The 22,591-nt window shown below is 71.2% G+C and carries 20 protein-coding genes and 1 pseudogene; 13 read left to right on the forward strand and 8 right to left on the reverse strand.

The window, feature by feature from the left end:
- Window positions 1-6: 6 nt before the first annotated feature.
- The 8 genes and pseudogenes from tpiA (at window position 7) to ACZ46W_RS14435 (ending at window position 7,721) form a co-directional block, all read left to right on the forward strand.
- The gene (gene tpiA / locus ACZ46W_RS14400; protein WP_468336485.1) at window positions 7-783 is read left to right on the forward strand and encodes a triose-phosphate isomerase; all 777 of its coding nucleotides are present in this window, start codon (window positions 7-9) and stop codon (window positions 781-783) included.
- A 173-nt stretch (window positions 784-956) separates the two neighbouring features.
- The gene (gene secG / locus ACZ46W_RS14405) at window positions 957-1,187 is read left to right on the forward strand and encodes a preprotein translocase subunit SecG (protein WP_064073089.1); all 231 of its coding nucleotides are present in this window, start codon (window positions 957-959) and stop codon (window positions 1,185-1,187) included.
- Between the two features lie 110 nt (window positions 1,188-1,297).
- The gene (locus tag ACZ46W_RS14410) at window positions 1,298-1,633 is read left to right on the forward strand and encodes an RNA polymerase-binding protein RbpA (protein WP_003957010.1); all 336 of its coding nucleotides are present in this window, start codon (window positions 1,298-1,300) and stop codon (window positions 1,631-1,633) included.
- 181 nt (window positions 1,634-1,814) lie between these two features.
- Window positions 1,815-2,894, forward strand: a pseudogene (locus ACZ46W_RS14415) (MFS transporter); the annotation flags it as partial.
- Between the two features lie 210 nt (window positions 2,895-3,104).
- Window positions 3,105-4,757 (forward strand): glucose-6-phosphate isomerase, encoded by a 1,653-nt coding sequence (pgi, locus tag ACZ46W_RS14420; protein WP_468337039.1) that lies wholly within the window; start codon window positions 3,105-3,107, stop codon window positions 4,755-4,757.
- A gap of 4 nt (window positions 4,758-4,761) precedes the next feature.
- Window positions 4,762-5,262 carry a PH domain-containing protein gene (locus tag ACZ46W_RS14425; RefSeq protein WP_468336488.1) on the forward strand — a complete coding sequence of 167 codons (501 nt, stop codon included), beginning with the start codon at window positions 4,762-4,764 and terminating at the stop codon, window positions 5,260-5,262.
- The gene (locus ACZ46W_RS14430) at window positions 5,259-6,815 is read left to right on the forward strand and encodes a PH domain-containing protein (RefSeq protein ID WP_468336492.1); all 1,557 of its coding nucleotides are present in this window, start codon (window positions 5,259-5,261) and stop codon (window positions 6,813-6,815) included. The genes ACZ46W_RS14425 and ACZ46W_RS14430 overlap by 4 nt, the downstream gene beginning before the upstream one ends.
- A 57-nt stretch (window positions 6,816-6,872) precedes the next feature.
- Entirely contained in the window at window positions 6,873-7,721 is an 849-nt protein-coding gene (locus ACZ46W_RS14435; protein WP_468336494.1) for a poly-gamma-glutamate hydrolase family protein, read from the forward strand.
- A gap of 118 nt (window positions 7,722-7,839) precedes the next feature.
- Here ACZ46W_RS14435 and pgl read toward each other — a convergent pair whose 3' ends face one another.
- Genes pgl through tkt form a run of 5 tightly spaced genes read right to left on the reverse strand, consistent with a single transcriptional unit; the run spans window position 7,840 to window position 14,454 of the window.
- Window positions 7,840-8,622: a 6-phosphogluconolactonase gene (gene pgl / locus ACZ46W_RS14440; protein ID WP_468336496.1), complete on the reverse strand. Its 783-nt coding sequence runs from the start codon at window positions 8,620-8,622 to the stop codon at window positions 7,840-7,842.
- Window positions 8,619-9,665, reverse strand: a complete 1,047-nt coding sequence (opcA, locus tag ACZ46W_RS14445) for a glucose-6-phosphate dehydrogenase assembly protein OpcA (RefSeq protein ID WP_468336498.1) — start codon at window positions 9,663-9,665, stop codon at window positions 8,619-8,621. The genes pgl and opcA overlap by 4 nt, the downstream gene beginning before the upstream one ends.
- Window positions 9,662-11,194: a glucose-6-phosphate dehydrogenase gene (gene zwf / locus ACZ46W_RS14450; RefSeq protein ID WP_468336502.1), complete on the reverse strand. Its 1,533-nt coding sequence runs from the start codon at window positions 11,192-11,194 to the stop codon at window positions 9,662-9,664. The genes opcA and zwf overlap by 4 nt, the downstream gene beginning before the upstream one ends.
- A gap of 3 nt (window positions 11,195-11,197) precedes the next feature.
- Window positions 11,198-12,316, reverse strand: a complete 1,119-nt coding sequence (tal, locus tag ACZ46W_RS14455) for a transaldolase (RefSeq protein ID WP_468336505.1) — start codon at window positions 12,314-12,316, stop codon at window positions 11,198-11,200.
- A gap of 35 nt (window positions 12,317-12,351) precedes the next feature.
- On the reverse strand, window positions 12,352-14,454 hold the full coding sequence (gene tkt / locus ACZ46W_RS14460; RefSeq protein ID WP_468336508.1) for a transketolase: 2,103 nt from the start codon (window positions 14,452-14,454) through the stop codon (window positions 12,352-12,354).
- A gap of 357 nt (window positions 14,455-14,811) precedes the next feature.
- Between tkt and ACZ46W_RS14465 the strand changes: the two genes are divergently transcribed.
- The 3 genes from ACZ46W_RS14465 to ACZ46W_RS14475 all read left to right on the forward strand — a co-directional run bounded on the left by ACZ46W_RS14465 (window position 14,812) and on the right by ACZ46W_RS14475 (window position 17,307).
- Complete coding sequence (locus ACZ46W_RS14465; RefSeq protein WP_468336511.1) at window positions 14,812-15,753, forward strand: heme o synthase; 942 nt, start codon at window positions 14,812-14,814, stop codon at window positions 15,751-15,753.
- Window positions 15,754-15,810: 57 nt separating this feature from the next.
- Window positions 15,811-16,146 (forward strand): hypothetical protein, encoded by a 336-nt coding sequence (locus ACZ46W_RS14470; protein ID WP_468336514.1) that lies wholly within the window; start codon window positions 15,811-15,813, stop codon window positions 16,144-16,146.
- A gap of 81 nt (window positions 16,147-16,227) precedes the next feature.
- Window positions 16,228-17,307, forward strand: a complete 1,080-nt coding sequence (locus ACZ46W_RS14475) for an amidohydrolase family protein (protein WP_468336517.1) — start codon at window positions 16,228-16,230, stop codon at window positions 17,305-17,307.
- Window positions 17,308-17,393: 86 nt separating this feature from the next.
- On the opposite strand, the gene ACZ46W_RS14480 is transcribed toward ACZ46W_RS14475, so the two are convergent.
- The 3 genes from ACZ46W_RS14480 to ACZ46W_RS14490 are packed head-to-tail and all read right to left on the reverse strand — an operon-like array spanning window position 17,394 to window position 20,129.
- Complete coding sequence (locus tag ACZ46W_RS14480; protein WP_468336519.1) at window positions 17,394-18,374, reverse strand: COX15/CtaA family protein; 981 nt, start codon at window positions 18,372-18,374, stop codon at window positions 17,394-17,396.
- Between the two features lie 46 nt (window positions 18,375-18,420).
- Complete coding sequence (locus ACZ46W_RS14485; RefSeq protein WP_468336522.1) at window positions 18,421-19,206, reverse strand: ABC transporter permease; 786 nt, start codon at window positions 19,204-19,206, stop codon at window positions 18,421-18,423.
- The gene (locus ACZ46W_RS14490) at window positions 19,203-20,129 is read right to left on the reverse strand and encodes an ABC transporter ATP-binding protein (RefSeq protein WP_468336525.1); all 927 of its coding nucleotides are present in this window, start codon (window positions 20,127-20,129) and stop codon (window positions 19,203-19,205) included. Before ACZ46W_RS14490 ends, ACZ46W_RS14485 begins: the two co-directional genes overlap by 4 nt.
- A 296-nt stretch (window positions 20,130-20,425) precedes the next feature.
- Here ACZ46W_RS14490 and ACZ46W_RS14495 point away from each other — a divergent pair, with 296 nt between their 5' ends.
- Entirely contained in the window at window positions 20,426-21,154 is a 729-nt protein-coding gene (locus tag ACZ46W_RS14495) for a helix-turn-helix transcriptional regulator (RefSeq protein WP_468336528.1), read from the forward strand.
- Window positions 21,151-22,566, forward strand: a complete 1,416-nt coding sequence (gene sufB / locus ACZ46W_RS14500) for a Fe-S cluster assembly protein SufB (RefSeq protein ID WP_468336531.1) — start codon at window positions 21,151-21,153, stop codon at window positions 22,564-22,566. Before ACZ46W_RS14495 ends, sufB begins: the two co-directional genes overlap by 4 nt.
- Window positions 22,567-22,591 lie beyond the last annotated feature (25 nt).

Raw genomic sequence — 22,591 nt, forward strand, 5'->3', positions numbered from 1 at the left:
CCCTCAATGACCGCCCGTACCCCGCTGATGGCGGGCAACTGGAAGATGAACCTCAACCACCTCGAGGCCATCGCCCACGTCCAGAAGCTCGCCTTCGCCCTGAACGACAAGGACTACGAGGCCGTCGAGGTCGCCGTCCTCGCGCCCTTCACCGACCTGCGGTCCGTGCAGACCCTGGTCGACGGCGACAAGCTGAAGATCAAGTACGGCGCCCAGGACATCTCGGCGCACGACTCCGGTGCGTACACCGGTGAGATCTCCGGCGTGATGCTGTCCAAACTGAAGTGCACCTACGTCGCCGTCGGCCACTCCGAGCGTCGCCAGTACCACGGCGAGAGCGACGAGCTGTGCAACGCCAAGGTGAAGGCTGCCTTCCGCAACGGCCTGGTCCCGATCCTGTGCGTCGGCGAGGGCCTGGACATCCGCAAGGCCGGTGACCAGGTCTCCTACACGCTCGCGCAGCTCGACGGCGGCCTGAAGGACATCCCGGCCGAGCAGGCCGAGACGATCGTGATCGCGTACGAGCCGGTGTGGGCCATCGGCACCGGCGAGGTCGCCACCCCCGAGGACGCGCAGGAGGTCTGCGGGGCGATCCGCGGACGGCTCGCCGAGCTGTACTCCAAGGAGCTGGCCGACAAGGTCCGCATCCAGTACGGCGGCTCCGTGAAGTCCTCCAACGTCGCCGCGATCATGGCGCAGCCCGACGTGGACGGTGCCCTGGTCGGCGGCGCGGCACTGGACGCCGACGAGTTCGTCAAGATCGTCCGGTTCCGGGACCAGTGAGCCGGTTCCGGTGCGTCCGGTTCCGCGACCGGTGAGTATGCGGTAGGGCGGAATCGTCGTACCCTTGCGGGGGCCGAGGCTCTTTTCGTGGGAGCCTGGGCCCCCGTCGTCCGTAGACGTCCGATAGTCCGTGTAATCCGAGAATTGCCAGGAAGTAGGGTCCAGCCGTGGTTATGGGGTTCTCGATCGCCCTCATCGTCTTCAGCGCGCTGCTGATGCTGCTGGTGCTGATGCACAAGGGGAAGGGCGGCGGCCTCTCCGACATGTTCGGTGGCGGCATGCAGTCGTCCGTCGGCGGCTCGTCGGTCGCCGAGCGCAACCTGGACCGCATCACCGTGGTCGTCGGTCTGCTGTGGTTCGCGTGCATTGTCGTACTTGCTCTTCTGATCAAGCTGGACAACTGACGTCTCGGTTCCGCGTCCCGGGGAGGGGTGTAACTCCAATCACTGGACGCGCGTTGGGCCTTACGTAGACTGGGGCATCTTCGAGCACCATCACGCAGGGAGTTACAACCGTGGCAAGTGGCAACGCGATCCGGGGAAGCCGGGTCGGCGCGGGGCCGATGGGGGAGGCCGAGCGGGGCGAGTCCGCGCCGCGACTCCGCATCTCCTTCTGGTGCTCGAACGGGCACGAGACGCAGCCGAGCTTCGCGAGTGACGCGCAGGTCCCCGACACCTGGGACTGCCCGCGGTGCGGGTTCCCGGCCGGCCAGGACCGGGACAATCCGCCGGACCCGCCGCGCACCGAACCGTACAAGACGCACCTCGCGTACGTGCGGGAGCGCCGGAGCGACGCGGATGGTGAGGCGATCCTGGCCGAGGCGCTGGCCAAACTCCGAGGCGAGATCTGAGCAGTTGAGGGCCCTGTGGGTGGATTCCACCGACAGGGCCCGTTTCGTTCCTTCCGCCTCCGTTCCCGTCCCCGCCCCCGTTACCGTCCCTGCCGCCGTCCCCGCCCCCGTTCTTCCCGGCGTTGTCAGTGGCGCCCTCTACCGTCGTTGGTGAGCAGATCATGCGACCTACGGGGGGTGGATGGCTGTGACGACGGCCGAGGCGGTGGGCGTCCGGCGGGCGCCGGCGTGGCGGGGCGGTTTCGGGCGGCTGTGGGCGGCCGCGGTCGTGTCGAAGTTCGGCGACTCGCTGCGTACGGCGGCGATGCCGCTGCTCGCCGTCTCGCTGACGCGCGAGCCCCTGCTGATCGCCGCGGTGACGGCGTGCGGGCACCTGCCGTGGCTGCTGTTCGGGCTGGTCGGCGGGGCCGTCGCCGACCGGGTCGACCAGCGGCGCGCCATGTGGGCCGTCGATCTCGTGCGGGGCGGGCTGATGGCCGCCTTCGCGGTCGCGGTCGCGCTGGGGCACGCCTCCATCGCCCTGCTGATCGCGCTCGCCTTCGTGCTCACGACCCTCCAGACCCTGTTCGACAACGCGGCGACGTCCCTGCTGCCGTCCCTGGTGCCCGCCGACGCGCTCGCCGGGGCGAACGCCCGGCTGCTGGCCGGACAGCAGGTCGCGGGAGCCTTCCTGGCGGCCCCGCTCGTGCCGGCGCTGCTGCTCACGGGCGCCGCCGTGCCGTACGCGGCGGACGCGGCCACCTACCTGCTCGCCGCGCTGCTCGTGGCGTCGCTGCGGATACCGGCGCCCGAGCGGGCGCCCCGCGAGGGCGGCTCCACCCTGCGCGCCGAGATCGCCGAAGGGCTGCGCGTGCTGTGGCGGGACCGGACACAGCGGGCGCTGTGCGTGGCCACGACCCTGATGAACATCGGCGTGGGCGCCCTCATCGCCACCCTGGTCCTGCACGTCACCGACTGGCTGGGGGCGGGCAGCGGCGGCTATGCCGCGGTCCTCACCGCGTACGGCGTGGGCAGCGTGGCGGGCGGGGCGGTGGCCGCCCGGTTCTCCGGCCGGACCGGCCGGCGGATACGGGCGGTGCTGATCGCCGGGCTCGTCCAGACCGGCGCCCTGGTCGCCCTGGGAGCGGTACGTGAGCTGTGGGTGGCGATGGCGGCGATGGCGGTGTTCGGGCTGATGGGCATGGTGTGGAACGTCCACCAGGTGACGCTGATGCAGGAGCGCAGCCCGGCCGGGATGCTCGGCCGGATCAGCGCCGCGTTCCGCACCCTCGCGATCGGTGGCGCCCCCCTCGGCGCGCTGCTGGGGGGAGCGGTGGCACGTGGGGCGCGAACACCCCCGCCCTGCTGGCTGCCGGGCTGTTCGCACTCGCCGTCGCCTCCCTGGCGGCCTCGTCGGTGCGGCAGATCAATTAGGTTGGAGGGGCAGCGGGGCAAGCAGGCAGGTACGAGAAGAAGTGGGCTGATGTCCGAGATGAATGCAGAAAGCCGCACGAGGCTCAACCGGATGCCCGAGTGGACGGCCCTCGGCAAGCACCGTGAGCAGTTGGGGCAGACGCATCTGCGCGAACTGTTCGCCGCCGACCCGGCGCGCGGCACCGCATACACGCTGCGGGTCGGCGACCTGTATCTGGACTACTCCAAGCACCTGGTCACCGACGAGACGCTGCGGCTGCTGCGCGAGCTGGCCGCCGCGACCGGGGTGGCGGAGCTGCGGGACGCCATGTTCCGTGGCGACAAGATCAACACCACGGAGGACCGCGCGGTCCTGCACACGGCGCTGCGCGCCCCGCGCGAGGCCGTGATCGAGGTCGACGGCGAGAACGTGGTGCCTGGCGTGCACGCGGTGCTCGACCGGATGGCCGCCTTCTCGCAGCGCATCCGCTCCGGCGAGTGGACCGGCCACACCGGCAAGCCCATCAAGAACGTCGTCAACATCGGCATCGGCGGCTCCGACCTCGGCCCGGCGATGGCGTACGAGGTGCTGCGCTCCTACACCCGCCGGGACCTGACGTTCCGTTTCGTCTCCAACGTGGACGGCGCCGACCTGCACGAGGCGGTCCGGGACCTCGACCCGGCCGAGACGCTCTTCATCGTCGCCTCGAAGACGTTCACCACCATCGAGACCATCACCAACGCCACCTCCGCCCGTGACTGGCTCCTCACCGGGCTGAGGGCCGGTCAGGAGGCCGTGGCGAAGCACTTCGTGGCCCTGTCGACCAATGCCGGGAAGGTCGAGGAGTTCGGCATCGACACGGCCAACATGTTCGAGTTCTGGGACTGGGTCGGCGGCCGGTACTCGTACGACTCCGCCATCGGGCTCTCCCTGATGATCGCCATCGGTCCGGACCGGTTCCGGGAGATGCTCGACGGGTTCCACCTCGTCGACGAGCACTTCCGCACCGCCCCGCCCGAGGAGAACGCGCCACTGCTGCTCGGCCTGCTGGGCGTCTGGTACGGGGCGTTCTTCGACGCCCAGTCCCACGCGGTCCTGCCCTACAGCCACTACCTGTCGAAGTTCACGGCGTACCTCCAGCAGCTCGACATGGAGTCCAACGGCAAGTCCGTGGACCGTGACGGCAACCCGGTCGACTGGCAGACCGGACCGGTCGTCTGGGGCACGCCGGGCACCAACGGGCAGCACGCCTACTACCAGTTGATCCACCAGGGCACCAAGATGATCCCGGCCGACTTCATCGGCTTCGCCAGGCCGGTCGCCGACCTGGAGCCCGGCCTGGTGCCCCAGCACGACCTGCTGATGGCCAACTTCTTCGCCCAGACCCAGGCGCTCGCCTTCGGCAAGACGCCCGACGAGGTGCGTGCCGAGGGCGTGGCGGAGGACCTGGTGCCGCACAAGACCTTCCGCGGCAACCACCCCACCACCACGATCCTCGCCGACGAGCTCACGCCGTCCGTGCTCGGTCAGCTCATCGCGCTGTACGAGCACAAGGTGTTCGTCCAGGGCGCCGTCTGGAACATCGACTCCTTCGACCAGTGGGGCGTCGAGCTCGGCAAGGTGCTGGCCAAGAAGATCGAGCCCGTCCTGACCGGGGGCGAGGGCGGCGAGCAGCTCGACAGCTCCACCGCCGCGCTGGCCGGCCGGTACCGGACGCTGCGGGGGCGGTGAGCCGATGCGGGGGGAGGACGCGGTGCGGCTGCGGCCGCCGAACAACACGCTGAACGAGCGGGCCGTCGGTTGGTGGCGGACCCAGTGGCTGCTGCTGACCGGGGTGCCCGTGCTGGTGCTGGCCGTGCTCGGCGCGCTGATCGAGCCGGCCCGGTTCTGGCTGTTGCTGCCCGCCGGGGCCCTGGCCGTGACCGGGCTCGCCTGCACCGCGTTCTTCCCCCGCTGGTGGTTCCGCGTCCACCGCTGGGAGGTCACGGACGACGCCGTCTACGTCCGGACCGGCGCCTTCTGGCAGGAGTGGCGGATCGCGCCGATGTCCCGGATCCAGACGGTCGACACCGTACGCGGACCGCTGGAGCAGGCGTTCCGCCTCGCCACGGTCACCGTGACCACCGCCTCCGCCAAGGGCGCCATCCGGATCGAGGGGCTCGACCACGAGCTGGCCGCCGAGCTGGCCGAGCGGCTCACCCGGATCACCCAGGCCACGCCCGGGGACGCGACATGACCCGCCCCGGTGTGGACGGCACGGACGCCACCGACGGCTGGCTGCGGCTCGACCGGCGGGCCGTGCTGGTGACCGCGCTGGTCATGGCCGGGGTCGCCTGCGGTGTCTGCCTGCCGGTCCTGTTCGGCCTGAGCGGTGGCGCCTGGTTCGGCGACGGGCCACGCCGGGGCCTGGGCACCCTGCTGCTGCTCGCCGGTGGCGTGCTGCTCGTGGCGGCCGGGGCGGCCGTGGAGTACGTGCGCTGGACCCGCACGCGTTACCGCATCGGGCCCGAGCGCGCCGAGCTCCACACCGGGCTGCTGCTGGTCAAGCGCCGGTCCCTGGCCCGCGAGCGGATCCGCAGCGTCGACCTGACGGCCAGTCCGCTGCTGCGCGTCCTCGGCCTGGTGAAGGTGCGGATAGGCACCGGCGAGCACACCGGTGGCGGTGAGTCCACGCTGGAACTGCACCCGGTCAGCAGGGCGGAGGGCGAACGGCTCCGCCGCGAACTGCTGGGCCGCGCCACGGAGCCGGCCGAGGGCGGTCACCGTGACGGCCGGCTGGCGGCCCTGGACGCCCGCTGGATCCGGTACGCCCCCATATCTTTCGTCGCCCCGCTGCTCGGTGGCGCGGCGGCGGGTGCCGTGATGCAGGTCAGCGAGTGGTTCGGGGCCCAGGACGAGGTCATCGACTGGGTGGGCGACCGGTTCCGGGACACGCCCGTCGTCTGGATCGTCCTCACCCTCACCGTCGTCGCCCTGCTCGCGGGCTCCGTCGGCGCGCTCGGCCTGTGGGTCGAGATGTGGTGGAACTACCGGCTGGAGCGGGAGCCGGGCGGCACGCTCCGGGTGCGGCGCGGCCTGCTCACCACCCGCTCGATCTCCATCGAGGAGCGGCGCCTGCGCGGGGTGGAGCTGGTCGAGCCGCTGGGTGCCCGGCTGTGCGGCGCCGCCCGGCTCGACGCGGTCGCCACCGGCCTCGCCGAGGCGGAGGACGATCAGCACGCCGACCACAAGACGCTGCTGCCCGCCGTGCCCCGCGCCGTGGCGGACGACGTGGCAGCGCGGGTGCTCCGCGAGGCCGCCGCCCCCACCGGCGCGCCGCTCACCGCCCACCCCCGCGCGGCCCGCGCCCGGCGGCTGCGCTGGGCCCTGGCGGCGGCGCTGCTGCCCGTCGTGGTCCTCGCCCTCCTCGGAGCCCTGCTCACCAGCGCGCTGCTCTACGTCGCCGGGGCGTGCGCCGTGGTGCTGCTGCCGCTCGCGGTGCTCCTCGCCCTCGACGCGTACCGGGGTCTGGGCCACGGGCTCGCCGGCGACTACCTGGTGACCCGCTCCGGCACCGCGCGCCGCGCCACCGTCGCCCTCCAACGGGGCGGCGTCATCGGCTGGACCGTCAGGCAGTCGTACTTCCAGCGCCGCGCCGGCCTCATCACGCTGACCGCGACGACGGCGGCGGGGTCGGGCGCGTACGACGTGAACGACGCGGACGCGAGCGAAGGTCTCGGCTTCGCCTCCACGGCCGTCCCCGGCCTGCTGGAGCCGTTCCTGGAGCGGGGCGTACCAGAGGGCCGGTGACGTACCGCACAGCGTCGACGGCCCCAGGGCCGGGCCGGTGCCGTGATCATGATGGGCATGACACAGACCAGCCGTCGTACGGTCCTCGCCGCCCTCGCCACCGCCGCCGTCAGCGGCCCGCTGCTGGGCGGTGTGGCCGCCGCCCCGGCGTACGCGACCGACGAGTTCGACCTCTACACCTCCAACACCGACCTCTACACCCAACTGGCCGGCAAGGAGGGCACCGACTTCGCCCGCCGCTACAAGCGGCACGAGTACCTGGACAGCAGCCTCGGCGAGAGATACCCGTACAACCGCACCACGATCATGGCCATGCACGGTGGCGGCATCGAGACGGGCACCTCCGAGCTGTGCCTCGGCATCGCCGGCTACCACCCCGCCACCCTCGCGCCGCTCCAGGACGGCTACGGGACCCACGACTACTGGATGTTCGAGGGCCTGCGCTCGTCCAACAACCGTGAGCTGCACGTCACGGCGAAGAACAACGACGACCGCGTTGCCCTCTCCATGGCCGCCGGGAGCCTCAACGTCCTGAGCCTGCACGGCTGCACGGCGGCGCAGGCGGGGACCGCCGACCCGCGGGCGGTGGTCGTCGGCGGGCTGAACGAGCGGTTCAAGACGCTGCTGAAGGCGGAGTTCGGCAAGGCCGGGATCGCCTGGCGCGACGGCAACGACCCCGAGGTCCGCGACCTGGCCGGCATCAACCCGGACAACCCCTGCAACCGCACCATGCTCGGCAAGGGCGGCCAGCTCGAACTCACCACGGAGCTGCGGGCGGCGATGTTCTCCGTCAACACCCGTGCGGGACGGGCCGGCAGCACGACGGAGGTCTACGACCGGTTCGTCCGGGCCTGCCGTGCCGCGATCGCCACGCTGGAGAAGGACGCGGACCAGGTCATCCTCTGATCCCGCCGGGTCCTGATCCCGCCGGGTCCGCCGCCCGAGCCTGAACCCGACCTGCGGCGAGGCCCGGTCCACCCACCACGGGTGAACCGGGCCTCGTCACAGGCGGGCTGAGCCCCCGTCAGGGGATCGCCGGCGGGTACAGGGCGCGCGGTAGCCGCGCGGCCGCCGCCTGGTCCAGCAGCCACAGCGTCCGCGACCTGCCGTACGCGCCGGCGGCCGGGGCCTGGATCTCGCCGGCGCCCGACAGCGCGATGGCCGCCGCCTGCGCCTTGTCCTCGCCCGCCGCGAGCAGCCACACCTCGCGCGCCGCCCGGATCGCCGGGAGCGTCAGGGATATCCGGGTCGGCGGCGGCTTGGGCGCGCCGTGCACGCCCACCACCGTGCGTTCCGTCTCCCGCACCGCCGGAAGCTCCGGGAAGAGGGAGGCGACGTGCGTGTCGGGCCCGACGCCCAGCATCAGGACGTCGAACGTCGGCACCGGGCCGTGGTCCTCCGGCCCGGCCGCGGCGGCCAGTTCGTCCGCGTACGCGGCGGCCGCGGCGTCCACGTCCACCCCGTGGGCGCCACCCGCCACCGGCATGGTGTGCACCCGCGCGGGGTCCAGCGGGACGCTGTCGAGCAGCGCCTCGCGGGCCTGGGTGTCGTTCCGGTCGGGGTCGCCCTCCGGGAGGAACCGCTCGTCGCCCCACCACAGGTCCAGGCGCGACCAGTCGATCGCGTCCCGGGCGGGGGACGAACGCAGCGCGGCCAGCAGGCCGTTGCCGTTGCGGCCACCCGTCAGGACCACCGAGGCGGAGCCGCGGGCGGCCTGGGCGTCCACGATCTTCGTGATCAGCCGGGCCGCGGCGGCCTGGGCCATCAGCTCCTTGTCGCGGTGGACGACGAGCTGCGGAGCGCTCACTTGGCCGCCGCCTTCTTGGCCGGCGACTTGGCCGCGGCCTTCTTCGCGGCGGGCTTCCCGGCGGCGTCCTCGGACTCCGAGGGCTCGGCGGCCCCGGCGGACCCCTCCGCCCGCGCCGCCTGGTCCAGCCGGTCCACCCCGTACCGCAGCACCGAGGCGTACGTGTCGTCCGGGTCGAGGCGCCGCAGCTCCTCGGCGATCAGCTCGGACGTCTCACGGCGCTTGAGCGCCACCGCGCGGTCCGGCTGACCCTGGATGCACAGCGTGGCGAGCGAGGCGTCCGGCCGGTGCAGCACGATGGGGCCGCAGGTGGTCTCCATCCGTACCGCGGTCAGACCGGGTCCCGAGGACGCCGAGCGCTTCACGCGGATCTTCAGCCGGTCCGCCAGCCACATGGCCAGCAGCTCCACGCTCGGGTTGAACTCCTCGCCCTCCACCTCGGCCGACGTGACCTCGCACGTGACCTGGTCCAGGGCCGCCGCCAGCATCGAACGCCACGGCGTGATCCGGGTCCAGGACAGGTCCGTGTCGCCCGGCGTGTAGGCGGCGGCGCGCGCGGCCAGCTCACGCACCGGGTGCTCGGAGGCGTACGAGTCGGTCACACGCCGCTGCCCGAGGGAGCCCAGCGGGTCGTTGGCCGGGTCGGTCGGCGCGCCCACCGGCCACCAGACCACCACCGGGGCGTCCGGCAGCAGCAGCGGCAGCACCACCGACTGGGCGTGGTCGATGACCTCGCCGTACAGCCGGAGCACCACCGTCTCGCCGGTGCCCGCGTCCGCGCCCACCCGCACCTCGGCGTCCAGGCGCGCCTTGGAGCGGTCCCGCGGCGAGCGCGAGACGCGCTTGATGACGACCAGGGTGCGCGACGGGTGCTCGCGGGACGCCTCGTTGGCGGCCTTGAGCGCGTCGTACGCGTTCTCCTCGTCCGTGACGATGACCAGGGTGAGCACCATGCCGACGGCCGGCGTGCCGATCGCCCGCCGCCCCTGCACCAGCGCCTTGTTGATCTTGCTGGACGTGGTGTCCGTGAGGTCGATCTTCATGGCCGGCGCCAGCTCCGTCCGTCTCGTGCGAGCATTTCGTCCGCCTCGACCGGACCCCAGGTCCCGGCTGGGTACTGCGCGGGCTTGCCGTGCCGGTCCCAGTACTGCTCGATCGGGTCCAGGATCTTCCAGGACAGCTCGACCTCCTCCGTGCGCGGGAAGAGGTTGGCGTCACCGAGCAGGACGTCGAGGATCAGCCGCTCGTACGCCTCGGGGCTGGACTCCGTGAAGGACTCGCCGTACGCGAAGTCCATCGAGACGTCCCGGACCTCCATCGAGGTGCCCGGCACCTTCGAGCCGAACCGCATGGTCACGCCCTCGTCCGGCTGGACGCGGATGACCAGGGCGTTCTGCCCCAGCTCCTCCGTCGCCGTGTGGTCGAAGGGGGAGTGCGGGGCGCGCTGGAAGACGACCGCGATCTCGGTGACCCGGCGGCCGAGCCGCTTGCCGGTGCGCAGGTAGAAGGGGACGCCCGCCCAGCGGCGGTTGTCGATCCCCAGCTTGATGGCGGCGTAGGTGTCGGTCTTCGACTGCGGGTCGATGCCCTCCTCCTCCAGGTAGCCGACGGCCCTCGCGCCGCCCTGCCACCCGGCGGCGTACTGGGCGCGCACCGTCGACTTGCCGAGGTCCTTGGGCAGCCGCACCGCGCCCAGCACCTTGGTCTTCTCGGCCGCGAGCGCGTCCGCGTCGAAGGAGGCCGGCTCCTCCATCGCGGTCAGCGCCAGGAGCTGGAGGAGGTGGTTCTGGATGACGTCACGGGCGGCGCCGATGCCGTCGTAGTACCCGGCGCGGCCGCCGATGCCGATGTCCTCGGCCATGGTGATCTGCACGTGGTCGACGTACGACCGGTTCCAGATCGGCTCGAAGAGCGTGTTGGCGAACCGGAGCGCCAGGATGTTCTGGACGGTCTCCTTGCCCAGGTAGTGGTCGATGCGGAAGACCTGGTCGGGCGAGAAGACCTCGTGGACGATCTCGTTGAGCTCCTTGGCGGAGGCCAGGTCGTGCCCGAACGGCTTCTCGATGACCGCGCGCCGCCAGGCCCCGCCCTTCTCGTCGGCCAGCCCGTGCTTCTTGAGCTGCTGGACGACGACGGGGAAGAACTTGGGCGGTACGGAGAGGTAGAACGCGAAGTTGCCGCCGGTGCCCTGGGCCTGGTCCAGCTCCTCCATCGTCTTCTTCAGGGTCTCGAACGCCTCGTTGTCGTCGAAGTTGCCCTGGACGAACCGCATGCCCTGGCTGAGCTGCTGCCACACCTCCTCACGGAAGGGCGTCCGCGCGTGCTGCTTGACCGCCTGGTAGACCTCGTCCGCGAAGTCCTCGTCCGCCCACTCGCGGCGGGCGAACCCGATCAGCGAGAAACCCGGCGGGAGCAGGCCCCGGTTGGCGAGGTCGTACACCGCAGGCATCAGCTTTTTCCGGGACAAATCGCCCGTGACGCCAAAGATCACCAGGCCCGACGGCCCCGCGATGCGCGGGAGCCGTCGGTCTGCGGCGTCACGGAGCGGATTCGCTCCATGAACTGCGTTCAAGGTTTACGCCTCCGAAGGGGCGAGGCGCTTGAGCTCCGCCTCGGTCGACTTGAGCAGGTCGTTCCAGGACGCCTCGAACTTGTCGACGCCCTCGTCCTCCAGGAGCTGCACGACGTCGTCGTAGCCGATGCCGAGCTTCTCCAGGGCCGCGAGGTCGGCACGCGCCTGGTCGTACGTACCCGAGATCGTGTTGCCGGTGATCGAACCGTGGTCGGCGGTGGCCTCCAGGGTGGCCTCCGGCATGGTGTTCACCGTGCCCGGCGCGACCAGCTCGTCGACGTACAGGGTGTCCTTGTACGCCGGGTCCTTGACTCCCGTCGAGGCCCACAGCGGACGCTGCTTGTTGGCCTGCGCCTTGTCCAGCGCGGCCCAGCGGTCGGAGGAGAAGACCTCCTCGTACGCCTCGTACGCCAGCCGGGCGTTGGCGAGGGCGGCCTTGCCGCGCAGCGCCTTGGCCTCGTCGGTGCCGATGGAGTCCAGCCGCTTGTCGATCTCGGTGTCCACGCGGGACACGAAGAAGGACGCCACCGAGTGGATCTTCGACAGGTCCAGGCCGCGCTCCTTGGCCTTCTCCAGACCGGCCAGGTAGGCGTCCATGACCGCGCGGTAGCGCTCCAGCGAGAAGATCAGCGTGACGTTGACGCTGATGCCGAGGCCGATGACCTCGGTGATCGCCGGGAGACCCGCCTTGGTGGCCGGGATCTTGATCAGCGTGTTCGGCCGGTCCACCAGCCACGCCAACTGCTTCGCCTCGGCGACCGTCGCCTTGGTGTTGTGCGCCAGGCGCGGGTCGACCTCGATCGACACCCGGCCGTCCTGGCCCTGCGTGGCGTCGAAGACCGGCCGCAGGATGTCGGCGGCGTCCCGCACGTCCGCCGTCGTGATCATGCGGATGGCTTCCTCGACGGTCACCTCACGCGCGGCGAGGTCCGAGAGCTGCTGGTCGTAGCCGTGGCCCTCGGAGATCGCCTTCTGGAAGATCGACGGGTTGGTGGTCACGCCCACCACGTGCTGCTGGTCGATCAGCTCGGCCAGGTTGCCGGAGGTGATCCGCTTGCGGGACAGGTCGTCCAGCCAGATCGCGACGCCTTCGTCGGAGAGGCGCTTGAGTGCGTCTGTCATGAGAATTGCATCTCCTACTAGTTCGTATACCGGCGTCAGCGCGCGGCGGCTTCGATCGATTCCCTGGCCGCGGCGGCGACCGCCTCGGCAGTGAAGCCGAACTCGCGGAACAGCACCTTGCCGTCGGCCGAAGCACCGAAGTGCTCCAGCGAGACGACCCGGCCCGCGTCACCGACGTACCGGTGCCAGGTCAGGCCGACCCCGGCCTCGACCGCGACACGCGCCTTCACCGACGGCGGCAGCACCGCATCCCGGTACCCCTGGTCCTGCTCCTCGAACCACTCGACGGACGGCATCGACACGACACGGGTCGGGATGCCGGCGGCCTGGAGCTCCTCGCGGGCCTGGACGGCCAGGTGCACCTCGGAGCCCGTACCGATCAGCACGACCTGAGGCGCCGCGTCCTGCCCGTCGGACCCTTCGGCGTCGAAGAGGACGTACCCACCGCGGGCGGCGTCGTCGTTCCACTCGTACGTCGGCACGCCCTGGCGGGTGAGCGCCAGACCGTGCGGGGCGCCCTTGCCGAACTCCTTGGTCCAGCGGCGGAGGATCTCGCGCCAGGCGATCGACGTCTCGTTGGCGTCGGCCGGGCGGACGATGTTCAGACCCGGGATGGCGCGCAGCGAGGCCAGGTGCTCGACCGGCTGGTGCGTCGGGCCGTCCTCGCCGAGGCCGATGGAGTCGTGCGTCCACACGTACGTCACCGGCAGGTGCATCAGCGCGGAGAGGCGGACGGCGTTGCGCATGTAGTCGGAGAACACCAGGAAGGTGCCGCCGAAGACACGGGTGTTGCCGTGCAGCGCGATGCCGTTCATCTCCGCGGCCATGGCGTGCTCGCGGATGCCGAAGTGGATGGTGCGGCCGTAGGGGTCGGCCTCCGGCAGCGGGTTGCCCTCGGGGAGGAACGACGACGTCTTGTCGATCGTCGTGTTGTTCGAGCCGGCCAGGTCGGCGGAGCCGCCCCACAGCTCGGGGATGACCGCGCCGAGCGCCTGGAGCACCTTGCCGGAGGCGGCACGGGTGGCGACGCCCTTGCCGGTCTCGAAGACCGGGAGCTTCTCCTCCCAGCCGGTGGGCAGCTCGCCCGCGGCGATGCGGTCGAACTCGGCGGCGCGCTCCGGGTTGGCGGAACGCCACTCCTGGAACTGCTTCTCCCACTCCGCGCGGGCCTCGCGGCCGCGGTCGAGGGCCTGGCGGGTGTGGCCGATGACCTCGTCCGAAACCTCGAAGGACTTTTCGGGGTCGAAGCCCAGGACGCGCTTGGTGGCCGCGACCTCCTCGTCGCCGAGCGCCGAGCCGTGGGCGGCCTCGGTGTTCTGCGCGTTGGGCGCCGGCCAGGCGATGATCGAGCGCATCGCGATGAACGACGGGCGGGTCGTCTCGGCCTTGGCGGCCTGGAGGGCACGGAAGAGGGCCTCGGGGTCGAGGTCGCCGTTCTCCTTGGGCTCCACGCGCTGGACGTGCCAGCCGTAGGACTCGTACCGCTTCATCGTGTCTTCGGAGATGGCGGTCTCGGTGTCGCCCTCGATCGAGATGTGGTTGTCGTCCCACAGCAGGACCAGGTTGCCGAGCTTCTGGTGCCCGGCCATCGAGGACGCCTCCGCGGAGATGCCCTCCTGGAGGCAGCCGTCACCGGCGATGCAGTAGACGAAGTGGTCGAACGGCGAGGTGCCGGGCGCCGCCTCCGGGTCGAACAGGCCGCGCTCGTAGCGGGCGGCCATGGCCATGCCCACGGCGTTGGCGACACCCTGGCCCAGCGGACCGGTCGTCGTCTCGACGCCGACCGTGTGGCCGTACTCGGGGTGGCCCGGGGTCTTGGAACCCCAGGTACGGAAGGCCTTGAGGTCGTCCAGCTCCAGGCCGAACCCGGCCAGGTAGAGCTGGATGTAGAGCGTCAGGGACGAGTGTCCGGCGGACAGCACGAAACGGTCGCGCCCGGTCCAGTCGGCGTCCGCCGGGTCGTGCCGCATCACCTTCTGGAAGAGGGTGTACGCGGCCGGGGCCAGGCTCATCGCCGTACCGGGATGGCCGTTGCCGACCTTCTGTACGGCATCGGCGGCCAGGATGCGGGCGGTGTCGACGGCCCGCTGGTCCAACTCGGTCCACTCGAGGTCTGTGGTGGTCGGCTTGGTGCTCACCCTGGGTCAGGGCTCCTCTCCACATGTCGAATGCCGGCGGCTTCAGATCCCACCGGCCGCTGTTGAGCCTACCCCCGCGAGAACGTCCATTTTTTCGAGTCATTCCAGAGTGCCGGGATCGGTCGGGATCCGCCTCCTGACTGGGCTCCACGGCCTTCAGCAAGTGAATACGGAGGCGCTCATCCGATCGCTCATCCGAGCGTGCGATCCACCCTTTGCGGTGCCCTCTCCAACACGACCCACCCCCGCGAAGGGCGAGGTATGGGCAACGTCTAGAGTGGCGTGGTACGCGCGAGTCTTTACCGGGCCTTCACGCCCGGAGGACGACTCGCTGGGATGTCTCTGTCAGGGGTGTGCGTGACGGCCGTCGAATCCCGTCCGGCGGGTGTGCTCGACAGGAGCACGGGGAAGCGGCCATTCGGGGCCCGCGTCAAGGGCTTCGTGGCCCTGACCAAGCCGCGGATCATCGAGCTGCTGCTCATCACCACGGTCCCCGTCATGTTCCTCGCCGAACAGGGCGTGCCCGACCTCTGGCTGGTGCTCGCCACCTGCCTCGGCGGCTACCTGTCGGCCGGCGGCGCCAACGCCCTGAACATGTACATCGACCGCGACATCGACGCCCTCATGGAGCGCACCTCGCAGCGCCCGCTGGTGACCGGCATGGTCTCGCCGCGCGAGGGGCTGGTCTTCGGCCTCACCCTCGCCGTGGTCTCCACGCTCTGGTTCGGACTGCTCGTCAACTGGCTGTCCGCCTGGCTGTCGCTCGGCGCGCTCCTCTTCTACGTCGTCGTCTACACGATGATCCTCAAGCGGCGCACCTCGCAGAACATCGTGTGGGGCGGCATCGCCGGCTGCATGCCGGTCCTCATCGGCTGGTCGTCCGTGACCGATTCGATGTCCTGGGCCGCCGTCGTCCTCTTCCTGGTCATCTTCTTCTGGACGCCGCCGCACTACTGGCCGCTGTCGATGAAGGTGAAGGAGGACTACGCGCGCGTGGGCGTGCCCATGCTCCCCGTCATCGCCTCCAACAAGGTGGTGGCCCGCCAGATCGTCCTCTACAGCTGGGTGATGGTCGCCGTCTCCCTGCTGCTGACGCCGCTCGGCTACACCGGCTGGTTCTACACGGCGGTGGCCCTGGCGACGGGCGGCTGGTGGCTGTGGGAGGCGCACGCCCTCCAGAACCGCGCGAAGGCGGGCGAAACGGGCGGCAAGCTCAAGGAGATGCGACTGTTCCACTGGTCGATCACCTATGTGTCGCTGCTGTTCGTGGCGGTCGCGGTCGACCCGTTCCTGCGGTAGTCGCGGGCGCGAGGCTGACCCTGGCGGGTTTAACTACCGGTGGGTAGCATTCTGTCCATGGCAGACACCAAGCAGGGCGACACCAAGCGGGCCGAGGCCAGGGCCTCCAAGCTCGCCAAGCAGATCCAGGCGTTCTCCAAGCAGCACGGCGGCGCCGAGGGCCAGCTCGCCTACCTCGGCCAGATGGGCACCCGCATCGTGCTCGTCGGCGAGGACGGCGGCTGGGGCGACCTCGTCGCGCCCACCCACGAGGTCGCGAAGAGCGCCGCGGAGAAGGCGGGCCTCACGCTCCACGAGTCCTTCGACGGCGACCTCGCGGCGAAGGTCCGCACCGGCCGGTACGAGTGGACCCGCATGGCCGGCATCCAGGTCGGCGGCCCGTCGAACGACTGAGACGCGACCCGAGGCAACACCTTGGGCGGGGTTCACCCGTTAGGACCTGTGACGGTTCAGCCATCGCAGGGAGCCCCCGCAATGATCGACACCCCGACGCTGGTGGACCAGTACTGCCACGGGGTGCTCCGTACGGAGCTGGGCCTGGGCACCTTCGAGACCCTGCTCGGCAGGGCGGAAAGGCCACCGGCGGCCGGTACGACGTTCTTCGACACCCAGACCGGTTTCGCCGTACGGCGCTGGTGCCCGCCCCTGCTCGGCCTCGAACCGCACTGCCCGCCCGCCCGCTACCTGGCCCGCCGCCGCGAGCTCGGCGTCCTGGAGTCGGGCCGCCGGCTGCTCCGCTCCACCGGGATCTCCACCTACCTGGTGGAGACCGGACTGCCCGGCGACCTCACCGGACCGGTCGAGATCGCCGCCGCGGGCGATGCCCAGGCCCACGAGATCGTCCGCCTGGAACTGCTCGCCGAGCAGGTGGCCGACACCTCCGGCACCGTCGACGCCCTGCTGGCCAACCTCGCCGAGGCCGTCCACGGAGCGGCCGTCTCCGCCGTCGCGTTCACCTCCGTCGCGGCGGTACGCCACGGGCTCGCCCTGGCGCCCGCGCCGCCCGGACCCGGTGAGGTACGGGGCGCGGCAGGGCGCTGGCTGGCCCGCCGCCAGGTCGGCGGGGCGCTCACCGACCCCGTACTGCTGCGGCACCTGCTGTGGATCGCCGTTGCGTCCGGGCGGCCGCTCCAGCTCCACGTGGGCGTGGACGACCCCACGACGCTCGGGGACTTCGCGGCGGCCACCGTGGGACTCGGCACGGATCTGGTGTTGCTGCACGGCTACCCGTACCACCGGCAGGCCGCCCACCTGACGAGCGTGTTCCCGCACGTGTACGCCGACCTGGGCCCCGCGCTCGCGCGGACGGGCGCCAGGGCGGCGGCCGTGCTGGCCGAGACCCTGGAGCTCGCGCCGTTCGGCAAGCTGCTGTTCTCCAGCGGCGCGCGAGGGCTGCCCGAGCTCCACGTGGTCGGGGCGCGGGTGTTCCGCGAGGCGCTCGGCCGGGTGCTGGCCGACTGGGTCTGCGACGGCGCCTGGTCCCGGACGGACGCGCAACGCGTCGCCGACATGATCGCGGCGGGGAACGCCCGGCGGGTGTACGGGCTCGGTTAGGCGGTCGACCCGGTCGACCCGGTCGGCCCGGTCGTACCAGTCAGCCCGGTCAGGCGGTCGGGCCGGTCCGGTGGTCGGCCCGGTCGTCAGGCCGTCGGGCTCAGGGCGGCGTCCGGCTGCTGGGCCGGGATGCCCGCGCTCGTCGCCTCGGCCGGCCGCTCGCGCAGACTGAACGCGAGGCGCAGCACCGCGATCCACATCAGGGACGAGCCCAGCATGTGCAGGCCGACCAGGATCTCCGGCACACCCGTGAAGTACTGCACGTACCCGATCCCGCCCTGCGCCAGCAGCACCAGCAGCAGGTCACGGGCGCGCGCCCGGGTGTCGTCGGGGGCGTCGACCACGCGCAGCACGAAGAACACGGCGAGCGCCAGGGCGCACACCGCCCAGGCGAACAGGGCGTGGATCTGGGCCACGGAGGTGTAGTCGAACGGCATGCGCGGTACGTCGCTGCTGTCGCCCGCGTGCTCGCCCGAGCCCGTCACCGTCGTGCCCGCCGCGACGAGCAGACCGGCGACGACCACCAGCGTCCAGCCGAGCTTCCGTACCGGCCCCGGCACGCGCGGGCGTGCCGCGCCGTCCCCCTCGCCGGCGCGCACCCAGGAGACGGTGGTCACCGTCAGCAGCGCGTTGGCGGCGAGGAAGTGGACGGCCACCGTCCACGGGTTGAGCTCCAGCCGTACCGTGATGCCGCCGATCACCGCGTTGAGCGCCACGATCCAGAACTGGAGCCAGCCCAGGCGGCTCAGCTCCCGCCGCCACGGCTTGGCGCAGCGCGCCGCGATGATGAACCAGCCCACGGCCGCCGAGACCACGTACGTCAGCATCCGGTTGCCGAACTCGATGGCACCGTGGATGCCCTGCTCGGCGGTGGTGAAGAGGCTGTCGTCCGTGCACTTGGGCCAGGTGTCGCAGCCCAGCCCGGAACCGGTCAGCCGGACGGCGCCGCCCGTCACGATGATGACGACCGTCATGATCATGGCGGAGAGCGCGGCGCGCCGGACCGTCTTGGGGGAGGGGGTCCAGCGCTGGGCAATAAAGGCGAGGGGGGTCAACACGGACTCCATCGTAGGCGCCTGCTTGTGCATGATTTCACGAGGGTCCCCCTCGGGGTCACTCCCAGCGGAAGAACCGTGCCGCGGCGCCCAGTCCGGCCACCGCCCACACCGCCAGCACCCCGGCCGCGCCCCACGGCATCGGCGCCCCGCCCTGGAGCACGTCCCGCAGCCCGTCCGAGAGGGCGGAGATCGGCAGCAGCTCCAGTACCGCGCGGACCGCGTCCGGGAACCTGTCCAGCGGCACGATCACCCCGCCGCCCACGAGCAGCAGCAGGAACACCAGGTTCGCGGCGGCGAGCGTCGCCTCGGCCTTCAGCGTGCCGGCCATCAGCAGGCCGAGCCCGGAGAAGGCCGCCGTGCCGAGCAGGAGGAGCAGGAGTACGGACAGGACCCCGCCCTGCGGGGACCAGCCGAGCGTCAGCGCGATCACGGTCAGCAGCGCGACCTGGAGCACCTCGGTGACCAGGACCGACGCCGTCTTGGCCGTCATCAGCGCCCAGCGGGGGAGCGGTGAGGCCCCGAGGCGCTTGAGCACCCCGTACCGCCGCTCGAAGCCGGTCGCGATGGCCTGCCCGGTGAACGCGGTCGACATCACGGCGAGCGCGAGGACACCGGGGGCGAGGAAGTCCACGGCCTTGCCGCCGCCCCCCGTGTTCTCCACGGGCACGGTGACGATGTCGACGGTGGAGAAGAGGACGAGGAGGAGCGAGGGGATGATCACGGTGAGCAGCAGTTGCTCGCCGTTGCGCAGCAGCATCTTCGTCTCGAACGCGGCCTGCGCGGCGATCATGCGCCCGACCGGCGCCGCGCCCGGCCCGGGCGTGTAGGTCCCGGCACTCATGAAAGCAGCTCCTTACCCGTGAGCTCCAGGAATACGTCTTCGAGGGTGTGCCGCTCGACCGCGATGCTGTCCGGCATCACCCCGTGCTGGGCGCACCAGGTGGTGACCGTGGCGAGGAGCTGCGGGTCGACCGTGCCGCTGATGCGGTACGCGCCCGGGGTCAGCTCGGCGGCGGCGGTGCCGTCCGGGAGGGCCTTCAGCAGGGAGCCGAGGTCCAGGCCCGGGCGGCCGGTGAAGCGGAGGGTGTTCTCGGCGCCGCCCCGGCACAGCTCCTCGGGGCTGCCCTGGGCGGCGACCCGGCCCGCGTCGATGATCGCGACGTCGTCGGCCAGCTCCTCCGCCTCGTCCATGAAGTGCGTCGTCAGGACGGTGGTGACGCCGTCGGCGCGCAGCTCGCGGATGAGCTGCCAGGTGGCCCGGCGGGCCTGCGGGTCGAGGCCGGCCGTCGGCTCGTCCAGGAAGACCAGTTCGGGGCGGCCGACGACGGCCATGGCGAGCGCCAGGCGCTGCTGCTGGCCGCCGGAGAGCCGCCGGTAGGTCGTGCGGCCGCAGGAGCCGAGCCCGAGGCGCTCGATCAGCGCGTCCACGTCGAGGGGGCTGGCGTGCAGTTTCGCCATGTGGCGGAGCATCTCGTCGGCGCGGGCGCCGGAGTAGACGCCGCCGGACTGGAGCATCACGCCGATGCGGGGGCGCAGCGCGGCGGCGTCGGCGACCGGGTCGAGCCCGAGGACGCGGACGGTGCCGGCGTCGGGGCGGCGGTAGCCCTCGCAGGTCTCGACGGTGGTGGTCTTGCCGGCCCCGTTGGGGCCCAGGACGGCGGTGACGGTGCCCGCCCGGACGTCGAGGTCGAGGCCGTCCACCGCGGTCTTGGTCCCGTACCGCTTGACCAGGCCACGGACCTGGACGACGGACTCGTATCGCATGGCAAGGAAGTCTAGAGAGCGCGACGGGGCGCCCCGTTCGGCGGGTGCCGCCCGACGGGAAACGGCGTGCCCGGACCCGGGTCGGCGGGGCTGCCCGAGGGGCGCAGGGAAGGAGGGGGGCTCCACCGGCGATCGGGCAAAACGGGCAGGTCAGGCGTGGGTGCGGGGGGCCGCGAGCACCGCCGGCGCTGATCGTTTCCGCAGGTCATGTTAGGTTTCCCTTAGTGATGTACGGCACCGTCCACCCCTCAGGACGTCGCTTGTCAGGCTCTGAGGAATTACGCAACAATGGCGTTGTGAAAAACGTCGGTGAGGCTCCCGCGGCTCCAGCGGAGGAACTCGCGACCGGGGAGCGCTCCACGCGCAACCGGGTCGCGCGGTCCATCCTGGATCACGGCCCGTCCACCGTGGCCGAGCTCGCGAAGCGGCTCGGCCTCACTCAGGCCGCCGTGCGCCGGCACCTCGACGCCCTGGTCGCCGACGACGTCGTCGCCCCGCGCGAGCAGCGCGTCTACGGCGCCCGCACCCGGGGCCGCCCCGCCAAGGTGTTCGCCCTGACGGACTGCGGCCGGGACGCCTTCGACCAGTCGTACGACTCGCTGGCCGTCGACGCCCTGCGCTGGATCGAGCAGAACGCGGGCGGCGAAGCCGCCGTCGCCGCGTTCGCCCGGGACCGGATCGAGGCCCAGGCGGAGGCGTACCGCGAGGCGGTCGAGGCGGCGGCGCCCGAGGAGCGCGCCGAGGCCCTCGCCAAGGCCCTGAGCGCGGACGGGTACGCTGCGACGGCGCGCAACGCGCCGGTCGGACAGCAGCTCTGCCAGCACCACTGCCCGGTCGCCCACGTCGCCGAGCGGTACCCGCAGCTCTGCGAGGCCGAGACGGAGATCTTCAGCCGTCTGCTCGGAACCCACGTGCAGCGACTGGCGACCATCGCCCACGGCGACGGGGTCTGCACGACGTACATCCCGCACACCACATCATCAGCACCTGCATCTGCAAGCACGGCCGGGAGGAACCCCGCATGACCACCGAGATCAGCCACCCCGAGCTCGAGGGCCTGGGTCGGTACGAATATGGCTGGGCCGACCCGGACGCGGCCGGAGCCACCGCCAAGCGCGGTCTCTCCGAAGAGGTCGTCCGCGACATCTCCGCGAAGAAGAACGAGCCGGAGTGGATGCTGAAGCTGCGGCTGAAGGGTCTGCGCCTCTTCGACAAGAAGCCCATGCCGAACTGGGGCTCCGACCTGTCGGGCATCGACTTCGACAACATCAAGTACTTCGTCCGGTCCACCGAGAAGCAGGCCGCTTCCTGGGAGGACCTGCCCGAGGACATCAAGAACACGTACGACAAGCTCGGCATCCCCGAGGCGGAGAAGCAGCGCCTCGTCGCCGGTGTCGCGGCCCAGTACGAGTCCGAGGTCGTGTACCACCAGATCCGCGAGGACCTGGAGTCGCAGGGCGTGATCTTCCTCGACACGGACACCGCGCTCAAGGAGCACCCGGAGCTCTTCCAGGAGTACTTCGGCACGGTCATCCCGGTCGGCGACAACAAGTTCGCGTCGCTGAACACCGCGGTGTGGTCCGGCGGCTCCTTCATCTACGTGCCGAAGGGCGTGCACGTCGACATCCCGCTCCAGGCCTACTTCCGCATCAACACGGAGAACATGGGCCAGTTCGAGCGGACGCTGATCATCGTCGACGAGGACGCCTACGTCCACTACGTCGAGGGCTGCACCGCCCCGATCTACTCCTCGGACTCGCTGCACAGCGCCGTCGTCGAGATCATCGTCAAGAAGGGCGGCCGCTGCCGCTACACGACGATCCAGAACTGGTCGAACAACGTCTACAACCTGGTCACCAAGCGCGCCGTGGCCTACGAGGGCGCGACCATGGAGTGGGTCGACGGCAACATCGGCTCCAAGGTGACGATGAAGTACCCGGCCGTCTACCTGATGGGCGAGCACGCCAAGGGCGAGACCCTGTCCATCGCCTTCGCGGGCGAGGGCCAGCACCAGGACGCCGGCGCCAAGATGGTCCACATGGCCCCGAACACCTCCTCCAACATCGTCTCCAAGTCGGTGGCGCGAGGCGGCGGCCGCACCTCCTACCGCGGTCTCATCGAGATCGGCGAGGGTGCCCCGGGCGCCAAGTCCAACGTGCTGTGCGACGCGCTGCTCGTCGACACGATCTCCCGCTCGGACACGTACCCGTACGTGGACGTCCGCGAGGACGACGTGTCCATGGGCCACGAGGCGACCGTCTCCAAGGTCTCCGAGGACCAGCTCTTCTACCTGATGAGCCGCGGCCTGTCCGAGGACGAGGCCATGGCCATGATCGTGCGCGGCTTCGTCGAGCCGATCGCCAAGGAGCTGCCCATGGAGTACGCGCTCGAGCTCAACCGGCTGATCGAGCTGCAGATGGAAGGCGCGGTGGGCTAGCGCGCCCCGGCCGTATCGATCACGT

Source organism: Streptomyces sp. NPDC031064 (assembly GCF_055570965.1).

Coding starts and splice junctions, on each gene's coding strand:
- ACZ46W_RS14425 (WP_468336488.1), top strand. CDS start 4,762: ATGCGGGGGGAGGACGCGGTGCGGCTGCGGCCGCCGAACAACACGCTG.
- ACZ46W_RS14470 (WP_468336514.1), top strand. CDS start 15,811: ATGGCAGACACCAAGCAGGGCGACACCAAGCGGGCCGAGGCCAGGGCC.
- opcA (WP_468336498.1), bottom strand. CDS start 9,665: ATGAAGATCGACCTCACGGACACCACGTCCAGCAAGATCAACAAGGCG.
- ACZ46W_RS14475 (WP_468336517.1), top strand. CDS start 16,228: ATGATCGACACCCCGACGCTGGTGGACCAGTACTGCCACGGGGTGCTC.
- ACZ46W_RS14485 (WP_468336522.1), bottom strand. CDS start 19,206: ATGAGTGCCGGGACCTACACGCCCGGGCCGGGCGCGGCGCCGGTCGGG.
- ACZ46W_RS14490 (WP_468336525.1), bottom strand. CDS start 20,129: ATGCGATACGAGTCCGTCGTCCAGGTCCGTGGCCTGGTCAAGCGGTAC.
- ACZ46W_RS14430 (WP_468336492.1), top strand. CDS start 5,259: ATGACCCGCCCCGGTGTGGACGGCACGGACGCCACCGACGGCTGGCTG.
- tal (WP_468336505.1), bottom strand. CDS start 12,316: ATGACAGACGCACTCAAGCGCCTCTCCGACGAAGGCGTCGCGATCTGG.
- tpiA (WP_468336485.1), top strand. CDS start 7: ATGACCGCCCGTACCCCGCTGATGGCGGGCAACTGGAAGATGAACCTC.
- ACZ46W_RS14435 (WP_468336494.1), top strand. CDS start 6,873: ATGACACAGACCAGCCGTCGTACGGTCCTCGCCGCCCTCGCCACCGCC.
- secG (WP_064073089.1), top strand. CDS start 957: ATGGGGTTCTCGATCGCCCTCATCGTCTTCAGCGCGCTGCTGATGCTG.
- pgi (WP_468337039.1), top strand. CDS start 3,105: ATGAATGCAGAAAGCCGCACGAGGCTCAACCGGATGCCCGAGTGGACG.
- ACZ46W_RS14480 (WP_468336519.1), bottom strand. CDS start 18,374: ATGGAGTCCGTGTTGACCCCCCTCGCCTTTATTGCCCAGCGCTGGACC.
- sufB (WP_468336531.1), top strand. CDS start 21,151: ATGACCACCGAGATCAGCCACCCCGAGCTCGAGGGCCTGGGTCGGTAC.